Consider the following 22,144-nt stretch of genomic DNA (forward strand, 5'->3'; position numbering starts at 1 on the left):
TTCAGAGGTGCTGGAGGGGGTGGGTCCCTGGGGTCCCTGGGTGACTGTCAGTGCAGGTCAGGTTGGGGAGGGACCCGTGGGGACCCGGGAGGGAGAACTCCCTGGGTCCCTCCCGGGTCCCTGAGGGGGTCCCTCAGTTCAGGTCGTCGGGCCACTCGCCTGATTCGTCACTGTCGGTGACAGGATCGGTGGGTGTGTTGCGGTCGGTGAGGGCTTCTGCGATGCGGTCGGTGGAGACTTGTTTGGTGCCGCCGGTCTTGTAGGGCTTCGCTCCGTCGGGGAGTGCGTCGGCGAGGCGTTCGAAGGTCCAGGTCCCGTAGTGGGCGCGGTCGAGTTCGGCGAGCAGGGCGAGTGCTTCCTGGGTGCGCATCCGCTTCGCGCCCGCTTCGGTGAGGACGTGGAGCAGGTCCTCCAGGAGGTCCCGGCGGGGTGCTGGTGCCGGGGTGGTGGCCGCTCCGGTGGCGAGGCCGGCGTCCTGGCGGAGTTTGACGGCCCGCTCGACGATCGGGGTGAGTTCGTCGATGCCGTTGCCGCGTTGGATGTAGAAGCAGCGCATCAGCCCGTCCCGGCTGGTGAACCCGGATGTCATGGCGGTGCCGAGGTCTCCGAGGTCGACGGTGCCGTCGGGGGCGATGCTCATGGGTTGCAGGGTGGTGGCGGTGATGCCTGCGGTGTGTTTGCCGGTGCCGAGGATGGCGTCGTTGCCCTGGTGATCGGCGATGGCGAAACACGCCCGGTTGGACAGGACCTTCGCCACCGCTCTAGGCAGGGACTCTTTCGAGGGGACTGGTGTCGCGAACAGGAACGTCACCCCGTATTTGCGGGCTTTCGCGACGATCTTGGCGACCAGCTCGGCGGCTTCGTCGCCGACGTCGGAGACGAACAGTTCCTGGCACTCGTCGATGACCACGACGCGGGGCCGCATGGACGGGTCGGCGGCGGCGAGTGCCCGGGTGAGCTTGGGTTCGCCGGCTGCGGACAGTTTCCGTCCGCGTTCGGACAGCTCGGACATGAGCTGTTTGAGGCCGTTGAGGACGGTGGGGACCTCGTCGGGGTCGTCGGAGACGAACAGCGTCCGGGCGACGGGGGCGAAGGGGTCGTAGTCGGCGTTGTGGGCCATGCAGTAGATGTCGATCTCGACGAGTGGGTCGAGGATGGCTCCGGCGAGGACGTTGATGATCAGGGTGGATTTGCCGGAGCCCATCATCCCGGCGATGCCCCAGTTCGTGCCGAACAGCCGTCCGTTGACCAGGTCGGCGCGGGGGGTGACGCCGACGGGGACACCACGGAAGTAGTCGGTGGTCCCCTCGTGCAGCAGCGGCCAGGGCGCGACCGGTTTGGTGAGTGAGCCTTGGTCGGCGACCCACAGGTCCAGCATGCCGGGGTGGTCGCGGGCTTCGGTGGGCCACACCTCCACCGGCAACCTCAGGAGGTTGTGGGCCAGGACGTCTTTGCGCTTGTTGAGCATCTCGACGGTGACGCCCTCGGGTAGCAGGAATTGGCAGTGCCAGCCTTTGCCGTCGTGGACGGGTGGGAGGTTCCAGCGGGGTGTCCAGCCGTGTTTGAACTTGGTGTTCAGTGCGCTCAGGCCGAGGTTGCGTAGGGCGTTGACCACGGCGCTTTCGTCGACGATCACGCCCCGCCCGCTGCCGTCCTCGTTGTCGGTGGGTGGTGCGGTCCAGGTGGGTGCTTCGGTGCGGGCTCGGCCGAGTGCCCACAACCCGAGCACCGCCCCGGCACCGGCGAGGGTGGCGATCACGGTGGCGTAGACGGTCACGAAGGTGACGGTCCAGGCCACGGCGTCGATCACCCCGGCAATCGGGGCGATGACCAGGGAAACATCCTTCGCCGCGATCGCGAGGACGGTCCCGAGGCCGAGGAGCATCCCGAGGGCGATCAGCGCGCCGACCCCAGCGGCGCGGGCCCAGGCGAGTGGGGCGTTGATCCAGTCCATGACTCGGCCATGACGCCGCTGTTTTTCGGCGGTGTCGCGGGCCTCCCATTCCAGGAGGCGGTCCTGGTCGCCGGCGATTTCGGCGGCGCGCATCTGCCGCTCATACCGGGAGGTGCCGTGAGTGTCGCGCCACCGCTGGATGAGGACTCCGGCGCCGGAGAACACGAACCACGTGTTCCTGACCAGGGCTTTCGTCCCGCCGATGGTGACGGGGTGGGTGGCGGCGGCGAGGGCGCTCCGGCCTGCGGTGTGCAGGTCGGAGCGGTAGAAGTCCCGCCGCGACACCACCACGTCGGTTCCCGGCGTCGAGGCGGTGTCTGTCTGCGGGCCGCAGGTGTGGTCGACGATCTCGCCCTCGATCACCACTGGGGCCTCGGCACCGGTGTCGGTGTGGTGGTGCAGGGTGATGACCGGCGCCAGCCCGTCCCCTGATGACGCGTGGTGGGCTGGGCTGGCGCCGCCAGCCCCCTTCTCCTGGCCGTCGTGGCGGTTGTGGTCGTCGTGGTGGTTCATCGCGTGCCTCCGGCGGTCTCGTCGCGGAGTTGGCGGGCGCGGGCGGCGGAGCAGCGCAGGGTGCGGCGGATGGATTCGGCCGAGCCGGGGTCGACCCGGCCGTCGTTGACGGCGGCCCGGAGCAGACCGCGAAGATCGTCGAGGGTGCGGCCGGTCGAGGCGGTTTCAAGATCATGGTCGGGGTCGACTCCGCCCCTCGACGATGATCTTGGGTGGGTCGACTGTCGCAGGTCAGCCCTCGACTCCCCACCCGACTCCTCGTCACGGCGGTCGAGGACGGCGACACCGCCTCCATGATCATCGTCGAGGTGCGAGTCGATCCCGGAGTCGAGGCAGTCGAGGTCGTAGTCGTAGTCGTTGGTGAGGCGGGAGCCGACGCATCCGGCGCCTTCGACGAGGGCGGCGAGTGCCCAGTCCCAGTCGTCGGCGCGGCCCTCGCCGCCCGGCACGGGCGGGGCGCCGTGGCGTCCCGGGCCGGTGGTCGCGGCGAGCGCCCGTCGGTGGACCTGGTAGGTCCCGGGCCGGTAGGTCAGCTGGGCGGTGCCTTCGGTGTCGATCACTGTTGCCGCGTCGCGGACGGCGAGGCGTCGTGCTCGGTCGGTCTTCGCCTCTACCAGCGCGGACAGGCGTGCCGCCCGGCGCTCAGCCCGGGAACGCGGTGCCCCGGCCAAAGTCAGTTGGTGCGCGGCGACCCCGGCGATGGACACGACCGCCATGACGACACCGGCGGTCCAGCCTTGGTCGAGGCCGTGGAGGAGGTTCATCGAGGCCGCGACCAGGGAGAACAGCACCACCCCGGCCTGCAACCCGGCCACCGGCCGGTCCGGTGTGCGGTGTCGGGAGGCGACGATGGCGAGGGCGAAGGCCCACATGCCGAGTTCGGTGATCCCGGCCAGCAGCACGCCGCCGGGTCCGTAGATGGTGGTGCCGTAGGCGGCCATCGCGGGTGCGGCCAGAGCGAACGAGAGCAGCGCGATCGGGTAGATGAGCAACTCGACGACGTGGGTGGATGCCCAGGTCAGGGCTCTATTCCGTGCGGCTGCCCGGGCTGTGGCGCGGGCCTGACGCCGCTCGGCCCGGCGCCGTTCAGCCGCATCGCGGTCGGCCTGGGCGCGGTCGCGTCGGGCGTTCTGCTCGGTGATCCGCCGCTGTGCGGCGGCGTCGGCGGCTTCGCGTGCGAGGCGGGCGTCCAGAGCGCGGCCTTCACGCCGCTCGGCCGCCCGGGTCGCAGCCCACGAGTGGTTCGTGGTGGTCATGCTCCGGCCCTCCCCTTGTCCTGCTGACCAGCTGAAACCCGCTCAGCGGGCGACTCAGGGCCGTCGGAGGCGTCGTCTGCGGCGGGCAGTTCGCCCCGGGGAGTTGAGGTCGGGACGGCTCGGCGGACCTGCCAGAGGCGCAGCTCAGCGGCGATCCACCAGCCGGTCATGAAGCCGAGCGGTGCGGTGAACCACCAGGTCAGGCCCAGCGTCGCCCCGGCCAGTACGGCGACGACGGCGATCTCGACCAGCCGGTCCCGGACCGCCGTAGCGACATGACGAAGCAGCGCGTTCATGCCGCTTCACCACCCTGACCAGCCGAAACAAGCACAGGCCGTCGAGGCGGAAGCGTCAGCAGACGGCCCGCGGGCGCCCCGTCAGACGGCCCGGTCGGGGCGTCGGAGTCGTGGAGGAGGTCGCCGTAGAGGCGGTCGATGACCTGCTCGGTCAGACCGTCCGGGCACCACGAGAAGCCCTGGTCAGCGCCGGGATCAGGGTCGCTGTCGGGTGGATCGAGAAGGAAATCCCCGGACCGGGGTGGAGACACACGAATGCCAAGGGCAGCATGGCCCATAGCCGATCACCTTCTTGTCAAGGTTGTTCGGTTAGGTCGCCGCCCCGGCGTGAAGAACCGGGGTGGTGACCGCAACCCCGCCGGGCTGGCGGGACCGCTCCTCCAAGCAAGACACGCCCCGTCCTCGGCTGTCAAGCACCAACCTCGACGAATCTCGCGGGCTCTGCTCGGCGCTCCCCCGCCACCCCAGATCGGTAACGGAACGTGACGGCAGATCTCGGAGAGGCGGCTGGTCGTTGTTTCCGCAGGTCAGTCTGCGTTCAGGGCGAGCTTCGGCCCGTGTGAGCGCCGGGCTCGTTGAGGGGGTGTGACGGATTGATCCGTCACACCCCCTCAATCCGTCACAGCCAAAATCGACGCCTGACCTGCACAGTTAGCATTGCTGTTACGGGTGTGACGGGTTGTGACGGATTGGGGGTCGTTTCGGGACATCCCCCGAAACTTCACTCTGCGTGACGAATCGGGGGGCTGGGGCGCCGCCGCGTCGGCGGCCGCGATTATCGGTGGCGCACGGTTGCGTTTCTGGTGCTATATATTGTGGTGTTCTGTAGGTGTTACCGGACACCTACTTGTCGCCTCTTTTGCTGCTTGTGGTGCCGGAGGGCTGCGGTTGTGAGCGTTACGGATGCAGACCCTTTTGCGCTAGGACCAGTCCGGGGCTGAGCACGGTGTTGGCGCGACTGGTTCCGCGATTTCAGGCGAGTGTTGGGGGGTGGGATTGTTGATTCGTGCGGCGAGCTGTTTCGGCGGGTGGAGCGGCTGACTGTTGCGTTTGCTGGACGTTAGGTGTGAGTGGTTGAGGTTAGGTTCGGTGCCGCGCTGTCGTGAGAGGTCGGGCATCGTCTGGGTCGGTGCCCGACCCTGTCGCTGGAGATCGTCTTGTGTCTCGGATTTGCTTATTATTGGCCCGGATTTCCCCGGATTTGTATAGATCATCTTCGGGGGTTCGGGCTTGGGGGCTCTCGGGTTGTCGTGCGGGGCTGGTGGTGGCCCTGTGACGGCCGCCGGGGGCGGGTGAGGAGACGTGCTGATCGGCTTTGATGGGGCTTTGAACTGGCTGGAAGCGGCTGAGAAGCGGCATTGACGCGCTTCTGGGGTGGGTCCGATCGGTCGTGGCGGGTGGACCTGTGGTGGTGGTGCCCGGTGGGTCGCGGAGCGGCCATGATCATCAGTACGTAGTTCCATGCTTTGAAAAAAAGGCAAAGGTCAAGGTCAACCGACTGCGACAGGGTGGGCGGTTTGAGCTGGTTTGGGCGTATCTGTCCGTAGTGGCTGAGTGTGCTCACGCGATTGCTTCTGGTAGTGGTTCTTGACCAGTGGGGGGGGGCGTGTTCGCATGCGGTCGTGAGTACGAAGAAGTTCGCATCCGCGTCCCGTGTTATCGGGACTGTGTTGGTTGTGGCTGTTGCGATGGGGTCGGCCACTGGGATCGCTTCGGCCGAAGCTCCGGTAGTGATGGCAGGCGTCTCGGTCGCTGCCCCCAGTCAACGCGGAGACCTTGAAGCTAGTGGAGTCTCCCCGGTTGGGGATGAATCGCTGAGTCCGGATGAGGCGCGCCGGGCCGCCGAAGAGGCAGAGTATTTATTCTCTGTTGTGCTTGTGAACGACGGTGGGCGGTGGCGGGTAAATCCGGCGTTTTCTCGCGATAAAGATTTTCGAGAGCTGACCCAGGTGGCGGAAGCGCTCAATGCGCCCATTGCTTACCATGCGATCGACTCCCCGCAGTATCGCGAATGCGTGCTCAATGCTGTAGGGCTAGGGGCTCTTACTGCGGGTGCAGCTAAAGGGGGCTCTCAGCTCGCGTATCTCATGGCTGCTAAGAAGTGGAAAGACGTCGCGTACGTGCTGGCGCGTTTGGTCGGAGTGAACGCGTTAAAGGGTGGTCTTGCCGGGGCGGCAGTTTCTTTGGCGGGAGCTGGAGCGTGGTGCGCGACTCCGTGGGCGAAATGAAGCTGTATCGGATCTTTAGGACGCCCAGTGCTGCGCGAGATGCTGCTGACTTCGTTCTCGGACACCTTCGCGAAAGAGGCGCAGTCGACTACTTTTCGGAAGAGAGATTCAATCCTGTCATTGAGCTGGCTCGACATGGCGCATGGAGTGAGGCGGCAAAAGAGTATCGGAGCATCACGGGTGCGGGCATTAAAGATAGCGTAATTGCAGCCGAGATTGCCCGACGGATCGTCGAAGACGATAAGCGCCGATGAATAGGCGATCGTTCCCTGCCCGCCATGAGTCTATATCGCCGATCATCGTGGGCAAGTCGATCCGGCCCGGAGCCCGCCCTGGCGGGTGAGGACCGGAAGCGGCGCGGCAGCCCGGGGTTGTTCGGTTCAGCGCAGCGCCCTGCTCTGCGGGACCTCGTCTTTTGCGTTACCCAGTTAGCCGGGCTAAGAGCGTGTTTGGAAATTCTAGTGGGTTGAGGGTGTCGTGTGTTTCTGCTGGCGGGTGGCGGGGTATCCACGGGCGATGCGGCGGGTGATGGTGTTGATCGCGGCCCAGCGGATCATGGCTTCGGATGTGGTGGGGTGGCGTTCGTAGTCTCGGGCCAGGCGTCGGTGTGCGGTGAGCCAGGCCAGGGTCCGTTCGACCACCCACCTTCGTGGGATGACGGTGAATCCGCGCTGCTCGGGTGGCTTGCGGATGATCTCGATCGTTGTCTGCAGGATCGTGGCGGCCCAGTCGAGCAGTCGCCCGGCGAAGCCGGCGTCGGCGTAGACGAACCGCACCCTGGTGCGCAGGTAGAGGTTGAGCAGGATCGGCTTGGCGCCGTCGCGGTCCTGTACCGAGGCCGAGCACACCATCGTGGTCAGCAGCAGACCGAGGGTGTCGGTCACGATGAACCGTTTCCGTCCGCCTGTCTTCTTCCCGGCGTCGTAGCCGCGGGAGTCCTGGCCGACGGTGTCGGCGCCCTTGACCGACTGGGAATCGATGATCCCCGCACTCGGCTCCGGATCACGGCCCTCGGCGATACGTAACTGCCCCCGCACGACCGGGAGGATCTTCTCGGTGACCTTCTGCTGTTCCCACTGGTTGAAGTACCAGTAGACGGTCTGCCAGGGCGGGAAGTCCACCGGCAACGCCCGCCAGGCACACCCGGTCCGCACGACATACAAGATCGCGTCCAGCACGTCCCGACGAGCATGAGCAACAGGCCGCCCCCGCCGCGCGAGCGGCGGTAACAACGGCTCGATCACCACCCACTGGGCATCACTGGTGTCCGAGGGGTACCGGCGCGGTCGTTCCTGCATGCCGACCACGATGGAGCACCCCAGCCGTGTCGACCATCCCGACACACCCACCATTTCCAAACACGCTCTAAGTGTCTAGCGTGCTCCGCCGCAGGCGGGGCCGTGGCGGTCCTCCGGGCCGGGTGCGTGCGGGAGTGACGCGTCTGCGCGGGACCGGCACCCGGTCCCGGGATCACAGCACTGTGCATAGGTGTGGTCGCTGTTGATCTTGGGGTGACGGTGTCGAGCGCGAAGCGCGCGAGCGCTGTCGGCCCGGCGGGCCGAGTCGGTGGCGTTCCGCCACTGAAGGTCAACGGCGACAGGACCTATGCATCCTCTGATGATCTTCGGTTCGGGCCGCTGGTTGTGTGTGGACGGAGCCGGTTGGTGTGGTGCTGCCGCGCCGCTTCCGGTCCTCCCCCGCCGGGGGCGGGGTGCGGTCCGGGTCGGCTTGCCGACGACCGCCTGGTGCCGGTTCACCGCGCAGCAATATGTGCGTTTTCTTAAGGAAAACGCGGGCGGGCGCCTCCGACGTCGTCGTCTGGCCTGACTTCGGTCACTTGTCTTAGTGCTTCGCCGCGGGCTGACGGAGCGCGTCGAGGAGGGCCTGTTTGTCGGCGGGGACGGCGGGCGGGAAGGTCTGCTGGGTGCCGTTGATGGCGATGGTGGCCGAGCGCAGTGGTCGGAGCTGGCGGACGACGTTGCGGATGGTGAGCCCGGTGCGGTTCTGGATCTCGCGGGCGACTGCGAGGGCGGTGAACACGATGGTCAGGTGCGCTTCGATGGACTGGCGTTGGTGGTGGAACATCGGGCGGGCGCGTAGGTCGGTTTTGCTCATCCGGAAGGACTGCTCGACGTGCCAGAGGTCGTGGTAGTCGCCGATGATCTCCCCGGCCGCTGCGCCGCCGGCCGGGATGTTGGTCACGTAGCCCTTCAACCCGACCAACCGGTATGCCCGAGCCAAGGAGGCCTCGTCCAGGGCGCGGGAGCCGTTGGTGACCTTGACGAACCGCGGTGTGCGCGCGGGCTTCTCGCCGGCGATGACCTCGCGGGCCCGGTTCTCCTGCAGGGTCAACGTGCGCCGGTCCCGGACGGCCCGCTTCGTGGAGTAGGCCCAGACCGCCCGCCAGGATCCCGGATGCTGGTTGGGGTTCCAGACGGGCTCGGCCTTGACCTTCGGGCTGTTCTCGCTGCGCCCGGTGCGGCGGTCGCGTGGTGTGAGGGTGTCGATGATCTGCCCGTCGACGAAGGCGTCGCCGTGCCAGTGGAAGTGCGACTCCAGGTCAACCGGGGCCTTGGTGAGTCGGGAGCCGACGATGAACCGCAGGCCGGCCTCGTCGAGGTCGCGCAGGTTCGCGGCCGAGAGCATCCCTGCGTCGGCGACCACGACCATCCCGCCCGGCTCGACCGGCAGCTGGTGTCGGGCCCGGAAGGCCTCGATGATCGGCAGGATCGTCGCGGTCTCGGTCTTGTTGCCCTCGAAACAGCCGATCTCGAGGGGGAACCCTGCGCGATCGACCAGCAGCCCGACGACGACCTGCGGGTCGACCCGGCGTTCCTTGGAGAACCCGACCTTGCGCAGGTCGTCCTCCTTCTCCGCCTCGAAGTAGAGGGTGGTGACGTCGTAGAGACACAACGACACATCCCCACTGCCACGGGCGTGGGTGAAGCAGGCCCTCGCGATCTCGTCGCGGTAGCTGCGCCCGGTGCAGCGCAGCAGGGTGCGGCGCATCGTCTTTTCGCTCGCCGCGGTGACGCCCAGACCGGCCAGCACCCGACCGGTGTCCAGGATGGACGTGGGCTCGACGATCCGGGCGATCACCAGGTCGCGGAACGTGTCATCAGCGACCTCTGCGAACCCGAGGCCCGCGTAGACCTCGGCGAGGATGTCGAACAGCACCCGCGACCCGGTCGTGATCACCTGCGGCGCACCCACCCGCCGGGTTGTGGTGCTCGGGGCGCGCCGCGGCATCTGGCCGAACAGCCCCTCCTGCGTGGCACCGCCGGCCGCGGTGGGCGCGATCAGCTCGGCCCGCCGGGGTGACGGCGCGACGCCCAGATCCAGGGCCTGCTGTGCAGCGTCGTCGATCAGCCCACGGGCCTGCTCGACCAGCAGGCCCAGCTCGGCCTCGGTGTGCGCTGACCCGACATGGGCCACGATCCGTCGATGGCCCTGCACGGACTCGGCGATCTGGACCGCGGTCGCCCCGGAGGCCGTCCGTACCCGCCTCACCCACGCCACCTGACCGAGCGTAGAGCACCGAATTAGTGCCTCACACCGCTCCCGCGCAAACACATCACCGCAGCTCAGCGCAGTACAAGCTGCGAAACCAGGCTCGGGTGACCAAAGTCAGGTCCAGATGCGCCGCAGAGCCCCCGGAGAACACGTCGAGCCCTACAGGCACCGGAGAGACCGGCCGAAGCTTCAGAAGCTCGCTGAGCAGCTGCACGGCTGGCTCCGCGACGACCTCACCGCACTCGAAGCCGCCGAACCAGCCATGCCCGTCGAGGACCGCGCAGCCGACACCTGGGAACCACTCATCGCGGTCGCCGACCACGCCGGAGGCCACTGGCCCGACCGCGCCCGCGCCGCGATCCTCGCGTTACAGGACGAGGACGACGGGGACGACCGCTCCGAACGCATCCGACTGCTCGCCGACTGCCACGCGGCGTTCGGTGACGAGCAGGCGTTGCCGACGATGCGGCTCCTCCAGCAGCTCCGCGCCGATCCCGAGGCCCCGTGGGCCGACTACGGACCACGCGGCGAAGGACTCACCGCCATGCGCCTCGGGAAACTTCTGGCTGAGTACGACATCTCTTCCGAAAGAATCACTTTCCCCGGCTTCGGCCAGACCAAGGGCTACCGCCGCGCGGCGTTCACCGACGCTTGGCGGCGATACACGCCCGATTTGGTCACGGACAGCAACGACCGGGTAGAACTGCCTCTCGATTCATCGTTGTAGCTGGTCAGCGCGCTGATGGGTCATGCTCCGATCAGCCGGAGCATGACCCATCAGCGCTTCGTTGTCATTGCTTAGGAGGCTTAAGCCTCCTAAGCGTTTCAAGCCTCCTAAGATCAACTTAGGTTCTGACCTGTCGATCCGCCTCCATTTAGGAGGCTTAGAGGTCGTTTCAGAACGAGGTCGGTGTGTCTGTTGTGGACGTCGGTCGAGCTGGGGCAGGCTCTCGGCGTGGTAGTTGCTGATCTTGTTCCGGACTCGTTGTGGGTGCGGGTGGAGCCGTTGCTGCCGGTCCGGCCGCCGCGGCGGTTCCGGTTCCCGGGTCGGCGGCCGGTGGAAGACCGGGTCGCGTTGGTCGGGATCGTGTACGTGCTCAAGACCGGGATCGCGTGGCGGGATCTCCCGACCGCGGCGTTCGGGGTGTCGGGGGTGACGTGCTGGCGCAGGTTGCGGGACTGGACCGAGGCCGGGGTGTGGCCGGGGCTGCACGAGTTGCTCCTCGCCGAGCTCCGCGCGGCCGGCGAGCTTGATCTGAATCGGTGCGCGGTGGACTCCTCACATGTCCACGCGCTCAAAGGGGGGCTCTTGTCGGGCCGTCGCCGGTCAACCGTGGCCATCCCGGCTCCAAGCATCACCTGATCGTCGAGGCCCACGGCCTGCCTCTCGCGGTGAAGCTGACCGGGGGAAACCGGCACGACATCACTCAGCTGTTACCGCTGGTGGAGGCGATCCCACCGATCCGGGGTCGTCGTGGCCGGCCCCGCCGACGACCCGGGACGCTCTACGGGGACCGGGGCTATGACTCCCAGCCACACCGCCGACGCCTCCGTGCACTCGGTATCCGCCCGCACCTGGCCCGCCGCCGCCGCGGCCACGGCTCCGGCCTCGGGAAACACCGCTGGGTCATCGAACGCGGCTTCGCCTGGCTCCACGCCTTCAAGCGACTCCGAACCCGTTACGAGCGCCGAGCCGACATCCACCTCGGCCTACTCCACCTCGCCTGCGCCCTGATCTGCCACCGAGAGCTCACGAAGTCATTCTGAAACGACCTCTAAGACGTTGCCTCTTCGTCCCCTGCATCCATGACCATCGATCGACCCTCAGGAGGAGGCTGCTCGAGCAGCAGGCGTACGAGCTCCGCACGCTCTGTCTCGGTGAAGACTTCGCGGATCGATGCCGCTGCGCGGGCCGGGCTCGAGACGGCGATGCTCCGTCGTGTTCGGCGCGGGGCAGGACCTGGGTTGGTCAGACCACCAACTGGCTGTCGCCGGTACGGAGGTCCGGCGGCAACGATTGCCTCCTGCTCTTGCTGAGACAGCGTGCCGAACTGTCGCGCTTGCTCGACCTTGAGGGACCCATCCTCTAGTGCCTCGCGCAACGCCGGGACGAGGCCGAGCAGAGCCATCCGCTGGCTCACGTACATCGGAGTTCGACCGATACGGGATGCCAGGGCTCGCTGCGTGGTGCCGGTCTCCTCGACGAGCCGGCGCATGGCCTCGGCCTCGTGCAGCGGCCCGAGCGCTTTCCGGTGGCTGTTCTCTACGAGCATGACCTCGTACATCGACGCGACGCGCTCATCGTTGACGACAGCCGGGATGTTTTGGAGGCCGGCCACCATCGCTGCGCGCAGACGGCGGTTCCCAATCAGCGCAACCCAACGCGCCTTCTCGGCCGACGCGTGCTGGTCTGGGTAGCGGCTCGCGAACGCAGCGGTTGAGCAGACGACGATGGGCTGCAGGATGCCGTGCGCCCCGATCGTCGAGACCAGCTCGTAGAACTCGCTGCCCTCGTCGTCGTTAGCCGAGCGCTGGTTCAGCGGGTTGAAGACGATGTCCTCGACAGGAAGCAGCAAGCTGGTAGGCCCACTGGGCGCGTCCTGAGCAGCCGGAGGTGTCTCAGCCGTCTCCTTCGCCTGGGGAGCTGCCTGTTCCCTGACCGCTGCCTCCGGGGCCGCGGCCGTGTAGCTGTCGCCAACCTCCTCCTTCGCGAGCTCTGCCAGGTTGATGCGCTTCCCCATCGATCAGCCCCCGTTCGTAGAGGAAACGCCGTTTACAGCGCTGGCGTGCCGTGGCCCGTCTCCTCCTGTTCCGAGAACCTCGAGCGCAAGCCGGAAGAAGTCCTGCCGAGCCTCGAGCGCCACCCGGTTCTTGGCGTACTGAACCACGGTGACGCCGTCGGCGGGCGCGCGCGTGTGCAGCTTGTAGTGCCGGATGACAGTGTTGAAGGCCGGCCACCTTTTCGCGGCGATGTACTCGCGGGTCTGCTCCAGGTCGGCGGTCCCGTCACGCGGATCCCAGTTGTTGAGCAGAACCCTCCACGGGACTCCTGCCGGCTGGATTACCCGCTCGATCGAACGCGTCGCAGGATTGAATGACAAAGGCTCAGGCTCGAGCGGGACGATGACGTCATCTGCCTGCGTGAGGACGGCCTGCAGAATGGACTCATTCTCCAGGCTTCCAGGCGTGTCCACGAAGATGTGTGAGTACTGCTTGATCTCGCGGAGCTTGCCGAGCAGTTTCGGGTTGTCGTGGCACTGCTCGAAATCGAAAGGCAGTTCGTTGCCTGCTCGCTCTGCCCACTCAAGCATTGACGCCTGAGGGTCGGTCGACACTCCCAGGACCGGCGATGAGTCCGCTGTGCCGCCCAAGGTGTCGGCTACTACGGCCGCCAGATTGACGGTGACCGTCGTCTTGCCGACGCCACCCTTCTGATTCGCAACTACGTGCACGCCGGCCATGAGGTGTTCCCTAAGGTTGATGTTGTTCGGGGTTGGTGCCCCGGATGCCCAGAGCGGTGGGGTGTGGCTGATCGCTGGCTGTCGTGTGGTGGCTCGGAAGGAATAGCCGCCCTGTCGTGCTGGACAGGCCTGACCACTGATTCGGATCTGTGCGGACCGTCGCTGATTAGGGACCTGATGGCGGGTTGTCCACGGGCGTGACCTGCAACAACAGGAGCCTGTGCGTGGCGCGACAGCCAGTGATCTGGATCGGGATCGGGATCGATGTCGGGAAGAGGAGACACCATGCATGCGCGATCGACACCGACGGCAAGGTGGTGTTCTCCCGCAAAGTCAGCAACGACCAGGCCGCGATCGAGGCGTTGCTGGTCCGCGCCGCGGAAGCAGCCCGGGACGTGCGCTGGGCCATTGACCTGACCTGCAGCTATGCGGCGCTGCTGCAGGTGGTCCTCACCTCGGCCGACCAGCAGGTGGTCTATGTCCCCGGTCGGGTCGTCGATCGGATGAGCGGCGTGTTCCGGGGCGAGGCCAAGACCGACGTCCGCGCCGCGAAGGTCATCGCCGAGACCGCCCGCATGCGCGGCGAGGACCTCACCACGGTCACCGCCACTGATGAGACCACCGCCGAGCTGGCCCGGCTCGTGGCCCATCGCGAGGACCTGATGGCCGACTGGGTACGCGGGGTCAACCGGCTGCGTGACCTGCTCGGGTCGATCTTTCCCGGTCTCGAGGCGGCGTTCGACTACTCCACCCGCAGCGCTCTGGTGCTGGTCACCGGGTTCCAGACACCGCAGGCGCTCCGCGACGCCGGCGAGGCCACGGTGATCGAGTACCTGCGTGACCATCGGGCCTGGGCACCAGGTATCGCTGCGATGGCCGCCACCGCGATCGAGGTCGCCCACGCCCAGACCGTGGCCCTGCCCAGCGAGACACGGACCGCGATCCTTGTTGCCGGCCTGGCCCGACGACTGCTGGAACTCGACCGGGAGATCAAGGACACCGACAAGCTGATCACCACTGTGTTCCGCTCCCACCCGGACGCGGCGATCATCGAGTCGCTTCCCGGCCTCGGCCCTATCCTGGGCGCGGAATTCCTCACCGCCACCCACGGCGGTGTCGGCCCTGAACTGGGCGGATTCGCCACCCCAGGACGGCTGGCCTTCTACGCCGGACTCGTCCCGGTGCCCCAGGACTCCGGCCGGATCAGCGGGAACCTGCGCCGCCCACGACGCTACAACCGCCGTCTGCGGCGAGCATTCTACATGGCCGCACTGTCCAGCCTCAAGGTCGGCGGCCCATCCCGGGCCTTCTACCAGCGCAAACGCAGCGAAAGAATACTGCACACCCAAGCTCTGCTCGCCCTGGCCAGACGCCTGGTCGACGTCCTGTGGGCCCTGCTGCGTGACCGAAGGATGTTCACCATCACCGCACCACAACCCGCTATCGCGGCTTGACACGGTCATTCGGATTCCCTCCGTCTGCTTCCCACCAAGGTCTGGTGGTACTTCGGATAGCCACATGCTCTCAGACCTGTGCCGACTCGCTGCGAAGGGCGCGTACTCCGCGCGTCGTGTATCGAACATTTGTTCTATTCTGGCCATGGAGTAGTACTGCAACGGCGTTTCACTATGCTGGTGGGTGCTGGCCGCGGCGCCGGTAGTGGCACAGGGCCCCGGCAAAGTCGTGATGGGTGGGTCCTGAGCTGCGGTGACGTGCGGGGTGGGTGCGGACACAGGCTTGGCGTGATCATGAGGGTGTCGAATCCTTGCTCACGTCAGGAAGCCTGTGTCCGCAGTGTCAGTGTCTCCGATCGTTGCTGCTCTGGAAGGCCTGGAGGTCGGTCCTGACGCGGGGAGAGCCGCGCCGGTCGGTGAGGCGGCGGGGTTGTCGCTGGTGGAGGCCCTGTCGCGAGTGCCGGACCCGCGGAAACCACGCGGTGTCCGCCACGGTGTCCTCGCGGTGTTGCTACTGGGGGCGTGCGCGGTGTTGGCGGGGGCCCGGTCGTTCACCGCGATCGCCGAGTACGCCCATGACGTCGGCCGCGCCGTGCTGGACGTGCTCGGGGTGGGCGCGGTCGCTCCGCACGAGTCGACCATCCGCCGGGTCCTGCAACGGGTCGACGCCTCGGCGCTGGAGGCGGCGTTGCAGTCCTGGGTGTTGCCCCAGCTCAGCGCCCAGCCGGCGGCGGAGGGCACACCCCGGCGGGAACAGCGTCGCGTGCTGGCCTTGGACGGCAAGACCCTGCGCGGCGCCCGCGTCCGTGCCGCCGACGGCAGGGTCTGGCTTCCGCATCTGGTGTCGGTGCTCGACCAGACCAGCGGTGGCGTGCTCGGCCAGGTTCAGGTCGCAGAGAAGGGCAGCGAGATCACCGCGTTCACCGCGCTGCTCGACCCCCTCGACCTCGACGATGTACTGGTCACCGCGGACGCTCTGCACACCCAGCGAGCCCACGCCGACTACCTACACCGCCGCGGCGGGCACTACCTGATGACGATCAAAGCGAACCAGCCCACGCTGCTGGCACGGGTACGGGCGCTGCCCTGGACCCAGATCGGCGTCGCTGATCGTCAACGCGGGCGTGGGCACGGCCGCGTCGAGACCCGCACGATCAGCGTGGTCAGCCTGCACCCCTGTCCCGACCTGGGCGCAGAGTTCTTCCCCCACGCATCCCAGGCGATCAAGCTGGTGCGCCGGCGTCGCCCACTGCGGCCTGGCGGGAAGTGGAGAACCGAGACCGCCTACGCGATCACCAGCCTGACCAGCACCGACGCCGATCCAGGACTGCTCGCCCGCTGGATCCGTGGGCACTGGTCGATCGAGAATCGCCTGCACTGGGTCCGTGATGTCTGCTTCGACGAAGACCGCGCCACCGCCCACACCGGTCACGCCCCGCAGGTCATGTCGGCGTTGCGGAACCTCGCGATCACCGCGCTACGCCTGCACGGCGTCAGCAACATCGCCGCAGCACTCCGCCACCACGCCCGCGACCCCCATCGACCACTGACCACCTACAAGATCATCTAGCGACTTTGCCGGGGCCCTGCACCCCTGAAACCGGTCGCGCCACCGCGACGGCCCGACAAGACAACCGGCCAGAATGACATCCGCGCAGCACCCCGACGGTGCCCCCGGTCGGAGTCGAACCGACACCGGTGACCCTTTTAAGAGGCCTGCCTCTACCATTGGGCTACGGGGGCCGCCCCCACGCCACGACCCGCGATCCTAGTCTAGAAACAGGGGCCTGTCCCAGGAACGGTGTTTCTGGCCGGGGAGTCCTCGGTGTCGTGACACACGGTGAGGCGGACTCGATCGTCGGTCAGGTGAGTGCGCCGAGAGCGAACACCACGCAGGACAGGGCGAACCCGACCAGCGAGATCAGGGTTTTGATCACGCTCCAGGTACGGAACGTGGTCGGGACGTCCATGCCGAGCAGGCGCCCGATCATCCAGAAACTGGCGTCGTTGACATGCGGGAAGATCGACGACCCGGCGGCAAGTGCCAGCACGACCGCGACAGTCTGCACCGGCCCGAGCCCGGCCGCAACGACAGAGGCACCGAGTAGCCCGGCAGCGGTGGTGATCGTGACGGTCGCAGTGCCGAGCGCGATCCGCAGGATCGCCGAGACCACGAACACCGACACGATCACTGGCAGACCCGTCGCGCCCAGGGTCCCGGCGAGCGCGTCACCGATACCGCTGGCGATCAGAACCGCCCCGAACATGCCCCCCGCACCGGTGATGAACACGACCGACGCGATCGGCTTCAGGGCGTTGTCGAGCAGATCCTCGACCACCGCCGCAGACTGGCCGCGGCCGGTGCCGAGCACACAACTAGCAACGAGCACAGTGATCAGCAGAGCGATCGGGGTCGACCCGATGAACATCACGATCTCCGCCCACGCCGCGGCGTGATCGATGGCGCCGGTCTTGCCCAGGGTCGAGACCGTGGTGTTCGCGAAGATCAACACAAGTGGGAGCAACAGCAGCGCGACAACGGTCCCCGGCCGGGGCGGCGGCGCGACGGTGTCATCGTCGATCATCGGGCCACCGGTCAGCAGGTCCGGGACCGGCAACACGATCCGCCGGCCGATCCACACGCTGTAGAGGTACGCGCCGAGGTACCAGGTCGGAACAGCGACCACGACCCCGATCAGGATCACCAGCCCGACATCCGCACCGAGCAACACAGTCGCCGCGACCGCACCCGGATGCGGCGGCAGGAACACATGCACCGTGGACAGCGCCGCAGCAGCGGGCAGAGCGTGGATCAGGACACCGCCCCCAACCCGGCGAGCGATCGTGAAGATGATCGGCAGCATCACCATGAACGCGGCATCGAAGAAGATCGGGAACCCGAACAGCAGCGACACCACACCCAACGCCAACGGAGCCCGCCGGTCGGTGAACCGAGCCACCAGAGCATCCGACAACGCCCGAGCCGCACCGCTGGTCTCCGCGAGCCGCCCGAACATCGCGCCGAGCCCGACCAACAAGGCGACCTCACCGAGTGTCGACCCAAACCCGTCGACCAGGACGTCGAGGACCTCACCCGCCGGGATCTGAGTGGCGAACGCCGTCCCCGCGGACACGATGATCAACGCAAGCAGCGGATGCACCTTGAACCGGATGATCGCAACCAGCAGAGCTGCGATCGCACCCGCAGCGATCCCCAACAAGACACCGGTACTCAACGGTGAGACCCAGTTCTCCACCCACGCCCCCTGCCCGCATGTAAGTAGGAGCACCTGATATTCGGAAACAGAGATCAGATGCTATCGCCGCATCCTGCCGCAGAACGAGCAATCGTCAAGACCTGTGGATGAAGATCTTTTAGGCGGCTTCGGTGTGGGTGCGGGCATCGGGTCGTTCGACGAGGCGGCCGGCGTCGAATCGGGCTCCGGCTCGGACGAGGGCGACCAGGTGCGGTCCGTTCACGGCGCGCCATCGGTTCTGGGCGGCCTCGATGAGCTTGAACGCCATCGCCAGTCCGGCCGCGCGTGACCCGGGCCCGCGGGTGACCCGGGTGCGGTGGCGGACCGTCGCGAACGTGGACTCGATCGGGTTCGTGGTGCGTAGGTGTTGCCAGTGTTCGGCGGGGAAGTCGTAGAAGGCGAGCAGTTCGTCGAGGTCGTCACCGATCTTCGTGACGGCCTTGCCGAACTTCGCCCGGTAGGCGGCCTCGAAGCGGGCCACGGCGTCGAGGGCTCTGCGCTTGTCCTCGGCGTTCCAGATCTCGGTCAGCGCCTTCTTCGCCCCCGGATGCGCTGACTTCGGCAGCGCGGCAAGGACATTGGCGGTCTTGTGGACCCAGCAGCGCTGCTCGCGGGTCTGCGGGAACACCTCGCGCAGCGCGCCCCAGAACCCGAGCGCGCCGTCAGCGACCGCGAGCACGGAGCCTTTCCCAACCTGTTTGTGCTGGTCAGGGGTGTGAGGTGCGTGGCTTGTCGTGAGATGGGTGGGGCTCCTGGTAGACGGATAGCTGTCGCGCCACCGCCTACCGAGGAGCCCCGCGTGTTGTCCTACCCATCCGGGATGTCGATGTCCACTCGCACGGTTCGTGTCCTGGCCGGGCTGCTGCGCGGACATCGTCGCCGGATCGGGACCCGGTGGCGGCTCCTGACCCCGGCCCGCCAAGCCCTGCTCGTGCTCGCGCACCTACGTAAGGGCGAGACCTACACCGACCTGGCCAGCGGATTCAGAGTCGGGAAGTCCACGGTGTCCCGGTATGTCGCCGAGGCGATCGGGCTGCTCGCTGCGCTCGCGCCGACCCTGGAGCAGGCCATCACGGTCGCGGCCGGGAAGGCGTTCGTGATCCTGGACGGGACGCTGCTGCGTATCGACCGGGTCGGCATGGGCTCGGGCTATGACCGGGCGTTCTATAGCGGGAAGCACAAGTGTCACGGGCTGAATGTGCAGGTCATCGCCGACCCCGCGGGTCGGCTGGTGTGGATCTCCCCGCCGCTACCGGGGGCACGGCACGACATGGGCGCTGCCCGGATCCACGGGATCATCGACGCGGTCAACACCACCGGGGTGCGGGCGGTCGCTGACACCGCCTACCAGGGCGGCGGTCCCGCGATCACCGTCCCGCACCGACGCCGACGCCGCGATCTCGACACCGGCCGGTACCGGCCCCTGTCAGCGAATCAGAAGGCCGTCAACGCCGCTCACGCCCGACGGCGGGCACCGGGTGAGCGGGTCAACGCCGAGCTGAAGAACTGGAAGATCCTCCGCAAGATCCGCTCCAGCCCCTCCCAGGCTGCTCAGCTCGTCGCAGCGATCCAGACCCTCATGATCACCACCGCCTGACCAGCACAAACAGGTTGGGAAAGGCTCATTGCAGGTCGCCTCCTCTGTGTAGGTGGCTGCTTGCAGAGCCCTGGCGGGGTCGTCTCCCCGGCAGGGCTCGTTGATCACATGTAAGTGCCTTGCAGTTTTAGTGCCAGCTAACAATCTCACGGTCGGCGCGACGGGGTCAAGTGCTGCCCGCGCCAGAGGTCAGAGCACACAGCCTCATCAGCGCGCTCCGGTGACGAACGGACGCGGCCATCGTCAAGGTCGCCCGCCGGCCTCGCCGCCGCCTCCGAGCGGAGCACCAGGGCACCTCCCGACGGGGCGATCAAATAGCCTCTTCGACTACCACGACGGCCCCCCTAAAAAGGAGAATCGATTGAGGCTTATTCAGGCTCCGTCAGGTAAGTGCGTAGAAGATGAGTCCGATGACTGCCGAGATCGTCGTTTTAAATGTGGCGTAGGGTCGACGGTAGTCTGTGTGGAGAACTTTCCACGACTTGATATGGGCGATGACTCGCTCGATGGTGGCGCGTGTGCGGTTGAGGCTCTTGTTGAATGTTTTCTGCCAGTCGAGAAGTTCCCGGCCGGGTTGTTTTTTGAACGGGGTGAGCATGCCGCGCCCGATGTAGCCTTTATCGCCGATCGGTGGGTATGTGGCGAGGTGGTCGAGGGCGCCGGATTGGTCGAGGCAATGTAGGTCGTGTCGGGAGCCTGGGGTCGGGTCGGAGATCCACGACAGCTGCCCTTCCAGGGTGGCTGCGACCTGGACGACGACGCCGGTGGTGCGATGCTTGCCCGACCACAGACCTGGTACGGCGGTCCATGACCAGCAGGGCAGCAGGGTTCCGTCGATGATGTACTGCCGATCGGCACGAAGCTCCTCCGCAGTCGGAACTACACTCCGCAGCGCCTGCGCCAGCAACGGTGTCACCCCCGCGATCGCTCGACTGACCGTCGACTGCGACACCCCGTAGGTTTCCGCCAACTCCCACTGCACACGATTCCCGCGCAGATACGCCAACGTGATCACCACCGACCAGAACAATCCCAGAATCGGCGGCCAAGGCCGTCGCAGGCCAGTCGCGTTCCGCTGATCCTGCTCATGCACCAGAGCGGCAAGATCCTGAATCTCATCACGCCGAAAGCCAGTGGTATAGTACATACTGCGACAGCCCATTCATCTCGGATTGATTCGACAAACCAATCTTCGCGATGGACGGGCTGTCGCCCAACCCGACACGCCGGGCTAGATCGTTATTTCACGGGCCCTGAATAAGCCTCCATCACTTCACTTGTGTGACATGCGGAAGTTCCCGAGCGATGTTGCGTTACGAACACGCGAGAGACACTGAAAAAGATCTTTTTAAACACATTCTTAGGCCAAGATCAACTGGTAACGGCCACAGCCCACGCCGACTTTTCCCAAGCCGGATGTTCAACTCGGATTATAATTTCATTTTGCGTCGCGGCAGAGCGCTCTGGTTGAAACGTTACAACTTCCGAACCAGAGCAAGATAGTAGCACTCTGCGCTGACCGATAAGTAATGTTACGAATCCAGTTCCGACGCACGATGCACTGAGCATCAGCGGCCATGTCCCCCGAAAGCCGGTCAAGGTTAGATCAGCCCGCAGGTCAGCCCTTCCTGAGCCAGACGCAAAAGTCTGGTCCGGTACACTCTTTAATGCTCCGGCTGCGATACGTCGTGCTTCATCCTGCAGCTGTAGGAAAACAGGATCAGACAGGTTTTCCCCACCTATCAGGGATTCCGGCGCGCACGCTGTTATCACCGCCACGAGCACTGTCAGCGCAGCTATCGCCTTGATTCGCCGAGTCCAGCCCGACATCCTAGACCTCAGTAAGGCACTGGATACCCGTCGGCAGGAAAGCCGTCCCCTTCTGCCCATTCACTGTAAAGAAAACGAAATCACCACTAGGGTAAGCACGCAGGTACTGTCGAGGAGCTAGCTTTTTCGAGCAAGAGATCTGCGTAGTCAATGTCTTCGAGTACCCACCACCCAGCTGGGCATTCAGCACCTCAAACGACTCCAACCGTCGAATTTACCGATGCTTGCAATGCAATAGATTGGGAAATATTACAGTCCCCGCCTTGGGCTTGATAACACTCCGCGACCTTATTTGGACTCCTCTTTCCCGGCTGCACCTCGGTCACCACAATATGGGCCATCAACTGAGTTCCAGGCTGATCAGAAAAAGGCTTTGCTGTCCGAAAGTGCTCCGCAACGGCGGGGTTTTCACCATTTTGAAGGACCGCAGCTGTGGGGGTGTCGGCAGGGTGTGGGGTGTCTGCTGCGGCGATTCCGCTGGTTGAGCCCATTGCGATGGCGGTGATGAATGCCGCGATGGCGAGGGAGCGCGCAATCGTCTTTGGTTGCATGGTGACATCCGAGCATGGTGACTACTCTCTGTCAAGGGCGTATGCGTAGCGTAGTTGCACTGTCGCGGTGAGTGGTTTTCGATGGTGTCCTTTTTGAGGCGTTCCTTCTTTTTCGTGAGCTTTGTATTTTTATGTCTATTTCACCCTAAAGTTGTGGTGTCAACGTGTGGTTGACGTTCGGGGTGGTCGTCGATACGACGACACGTGGACCAGCCCGCCGGCTCTTCACGCGAT

At 66.1% G+C, this 22,144-nt stretch carries 16 protein-coding genes, 1 tRNA gene and 2 pseudogenes; 7 read left to right on the forward strand and 12 right to left on the reverse strand.

Annotated elements, in window-relative coordinates:
- Positions 1-133: 133 nt before the first annotated feature.
- Genes KPL57_RS13495 through KPL57_RS13505 form a run of 3 tightly spaced genes read right to left on the reverse strand, consistent with a single transcriptional unit; the run spans position 134 to position 4,019 of the window.
- On the reverse strand, positions 134-2,467 hold the full coding sequence (locus KPL57_RS13495) for an FtsK/SpoIIIE domain-containing protein (RefSeq protein WP_226351871.1): 2,334 nt from the start codon (positions 2,465-2,467) through the stop codon (positions 134-136).
- Positions 2,464-3,723, reverse strand: coding sequence for a hypothetical protein (locus KPL57_RS13500; protein ID WP_226351872.1), 1,260 nt, complete (start codon positions 3,721-3,723; stop codon positions 2,464-2,466). The genes KPL57_RS13495 and KPL57_RS13500 overlap by 4 nt, the downstream gene beginning before the upstream one ends.
- Entirely contained in the window at positions 3,720-4,019 is a 300-nt protein-coding gene (locus KPL57_RS13505; protein ID WP_226351873.1) for a hypothetical protein, read from the reverse strand. Before KPL57_RS13505 ends, KPL57_RS13500 begins: the two co-directional genes overlap by 4 nt.
- 1,622 nt (positions 4,020-5,641) lie before the next feature.
- On the opposite strand from KPL57_RS13505, the gene KPL57_RS13510 reads away from it, so the two are divergent.
- Together KPL57_RS13510 and KPL57_RS13515 are read left to right on the forward strand one after the other, a co-directional pair.
- Positions 5,642-6,247, forward strand: coding sequence for a hypothetical protein (locus tag KPL57_RS13510; RefSeq protein ID WP_226351874.1), 606 nt, complete (start codon positions 5,642-5,644; stop codon positions 6,245-6,247).
- Entirely contained in the window at positions 6,244-6,501 is a 258-nt protein-coding gene (locus KPL57_RS13515; protein ID WP_226351875.1) for a hypothetical protein, read from the forward strand. Before KPL57_RS13510 ends, KPL57_RS13515 begins: the two co-directional genes overlap by 4 nt.
- A 188-nt stretch (positions 6,502-6,689) precedes the next feature.
- Here KPL57_RS13515 and KPL57_RS13520 read toward each other — a convergent pair.
- Positions 6,690-7,599, reverse strand: a pseudogene (locus KPL57_RS13520) (IS5 family transposase); the annotation flags it as partial.
- A 490-nt stretch (positions 7,600-8,089) separates the two neighbouring features.
- Positions 8,090-9,766 (reverse strand): IS1634 family transposase, encoded by a 1,677-nt coding sequence (locus tag KPL57_RS13525; RefSeq protein WP_226350710.1) that lies wholly within the window; start codon positions 9,764-9,766, stop codon positions 8,090-8,092.
- 118 nt (positions 9,767-9,884) lie between these two features.
- Here KPL57_RS13525 and KPL57_RS13530 point away from each other — a divergent pair, with 118 nt between their 5' ends.
- Both KPL57_RS13530 and KPL57_RS13535 read left to right on the forward strand, forming a co-directional pair.
- On the forward strand, positions 9,885-10,487 hold the full coding sequence (locus KPL57_RS13530; protein WP_226351877.1) for a DUF3631 domain-containing protein: 603 nt from the start codon (positions 9,885-9,887) through the stop codon (positions 10,485-10,487).
- Positions 10,488-10,715: 228 nt separating this feature from the next.
- Positions 10,716-11,527 (forward strand): IS5 family transposase gene (locus KPL57_RS13535; protein ID WP_226351970.1). Its coding sequence is split into 2 segments (ribosomal slippage): positions 10,716-11,058 and positions 11,058-11,527, totalling 813 coding nucleotides; the frame shifts between segments, so codons are not numbered across the junction.
- An 8-nt stretch (positions 11,528-11,535) separates the two neighbouring features.
- Here the strand turns inward: KPL57_RS13535 and KPL57_RS13540 are convergent.
- The gene (locus KPL57_RS13540; RefSeq protein WP_226351878.1) at positions 11,536-12,501 is read right to left on the reverse strand and encodes a ParB/RepB/Spo0J family partition protein; all 966 of its coding nucleotides are present in this window, start codon (positions 12,499-12,501) and stop codon (positions 11,536-11,538) included.
- Between the two features lie 3 nt (positions 12,502-12,504).
- Complete coding sequence (locus KPL57_RS13545) at positions 12,505-13,221, reverse strand: ParA family protein (protein WP_226351879.1); 717 nt, start codon at positions 13,219-13,221, stop codon at positions 12,505-12,507.
- 224 nt (positions 13,222-13,445) lie between these two features.
- Here KPL57_RS13545 and KPL57_RS13550 point away from each other — a divergent pair, with 224 nt between their 5' ends.
- Both KPL57_RS13550 and KPL57_RS13555 read left to right on the forward strand, forming a co-directional pair.
- Positions 13,446-14,675: an IS110 family transposase gene (locus KPL57_RS13550; protein WP_226351880.1), complete on the forward strand. Its 1,230-nt coding sequence runs from the start codon at positions 13,446-13,448 to the stop codon at positions 14,673-14,675.
- A 346-nt stretch (positions 14,676-15,021) separates the two neighbouring features.
- Positions 15,022-16,245, forward strand: coding sequence for an ISAs1 family transposase (locus KPL57_RS13555; protein WP_226351754.1), 1,224 nt, complete (start codon positions 15,022-15,024; stop codon positions 16,243-16,245).
- A 99-nt stretch (positions 16,246-16,344) separates the two neighbouring features.
- Here the strand turns inward: KPL57_RS13555 and KPL57_RS13560 are convergent.
- The 3 genes and pseudogenes from KPL57_RS13560 to KPL57_RS13570 all read right to left on the reverse strand — a co-directional run.
- A tRNA-Leu gene (locus KPL57_RS13560) sits at positions 16,345-16,418 on the reverse strand.
- 119 nt (positions 16,419-16,537) lie between these two features.
- Positions 16,538-17,932 carry a GntP family permease gene (locus tag KPL57_RS13565; RefSeq protein WP_226351881.1) on the reverse strand — a complete coding sequence of 465 codons (1,395 nt, stop codon included), beginning with the start codon at positions 17,930-17,932 and terminating at the stop codon, positions 16,538-16,540.
- A 118-nt stretch (positions 17,933-18,050) separates the two neighbouring features.
- A pseudogene (locus tag KPL57_RS13570) lies at positions 18,051-18,611 on the reverse strand (transposase); the annotation flags it as partial.
- Between the two features lie 120 nt (positions 18,612-18,731).
- Here KPL57_RS13570 and KPL57_RS13575 point away from each other — a divergent pair.
- Positions 18,732-19,529: a transposase family protein gene (locus KPL57_RS13575; protein ID WP_226351139.1), complete on the forward strand. Its 798-nt coding sequence runs from the start codon at positions 18,732-18,734 to the stop codon at positions 19,527-19,529.
- Between the two features lie 382 nt (positions 19,530-19,911).
- Here the strand turns inward: KPL57_RS13575 and KPL57_RS13580 are convergent, their stop codons facing one another.
- Together KPL57_RS13580 and KPL57_RS13585 are read right to left on the reverse strand one after the other, a co-directional pair.
- Complete coding sequence (locus KPL57_RS13580; protein WP_226350834.1) at positions 19,912-20,676, reverse strand: transposase family protein; 765 nt, start codon at positions 20,674-20,676, stop codon at positions 19,912-19,914.
- Positions 20,677-21,550: 874 nt separating this feature from the next.
- Positions 21,551-21,910 (reverse strand): hypothetical protein, encoded by a 360-nt coding sequence (locus tag KPL57_RS13585; RefSeq protein ID WP_226351882.1) that lies wholly within the window; start codon positions 21,908-21,910, stop codon positions 21,551-21,553.
- Between the last annotated feature and the right edge of the window lie 234 nt (positions 21,911-22,144).

The sequence above is a fragment of the Pseudonocardia sp. ICBG601 genome (genome assembly GCF_020496245.1).

Excerpts from the sequence above, each read along its gene's own strand:
- KPL57_RS13495 (WP_226351871.1), bottom strand. The coding sequence starts at position 2,467 with ATGAACCACCACGACGACCACAACCGCCACGACGGCCAGGAGAAGGGG.
- KPL57_RS13500 (WP_226351872.1), bottom strand. The coding sequence starts at position 3,723 with ATGACCACCACGAACCACTCGTGGGCTGCGACCCGGGCGGCCGAGCGG.
- KPL57_RS13505 (WP_226351873.1), bottom strand. The coding sequence starts at position 4,019 with ATGAACGCGCTGCTTCGTCATGTCGCTACGGCGGTCCGGGACCGGCTG.
- KPL57_RS13515 (WP_226351875.1), top strand. The coding sequence starts at position 6,244 with ATGAAGCTGTATCGGATCTTTAGGACGCCCAGTGCTGCGCGAGATGCT.
- KPL57_RS13530 (WP_226351877.1), top strand. The coding sequence starts at position 9,885 with ATGCGCCGCAGAGCCCCCGGAGAACACGTCGAGCCCTACAGGCACCGG.
- KPL57_RS13540 (WP_226351878.1), bottom strand. The coding sequence starts at position 12,501 with ATGGGGAAGCGCATCAACCTGGCAGAGCTCGCGAAGGAGGAGGTTGGC.
- KPL57_RS13545 (WP_226351879.1), bottom strand. The coding sequence starts at position 13,221 with ATGGCCGGCGTGCACGTAGTTGCGAATCAGAAGGGTGGCGTCGGCAAG.
- KPL57_RS13580 (WP_226350834.1), bottom strand. The coding sequence starts at position 20,676 with ATGTACTATACCACTGGCTTTCGGCGTGATGAGATTCAGGATCTTGCC.
- KPL57_RS13585 (WP_226351882.1), bottom strand. The coding sequence starts at position 21,910 with ATGCAACCAAAGACGATTGCGCGCTCCCTCGCCATCGCGGCATTCATC.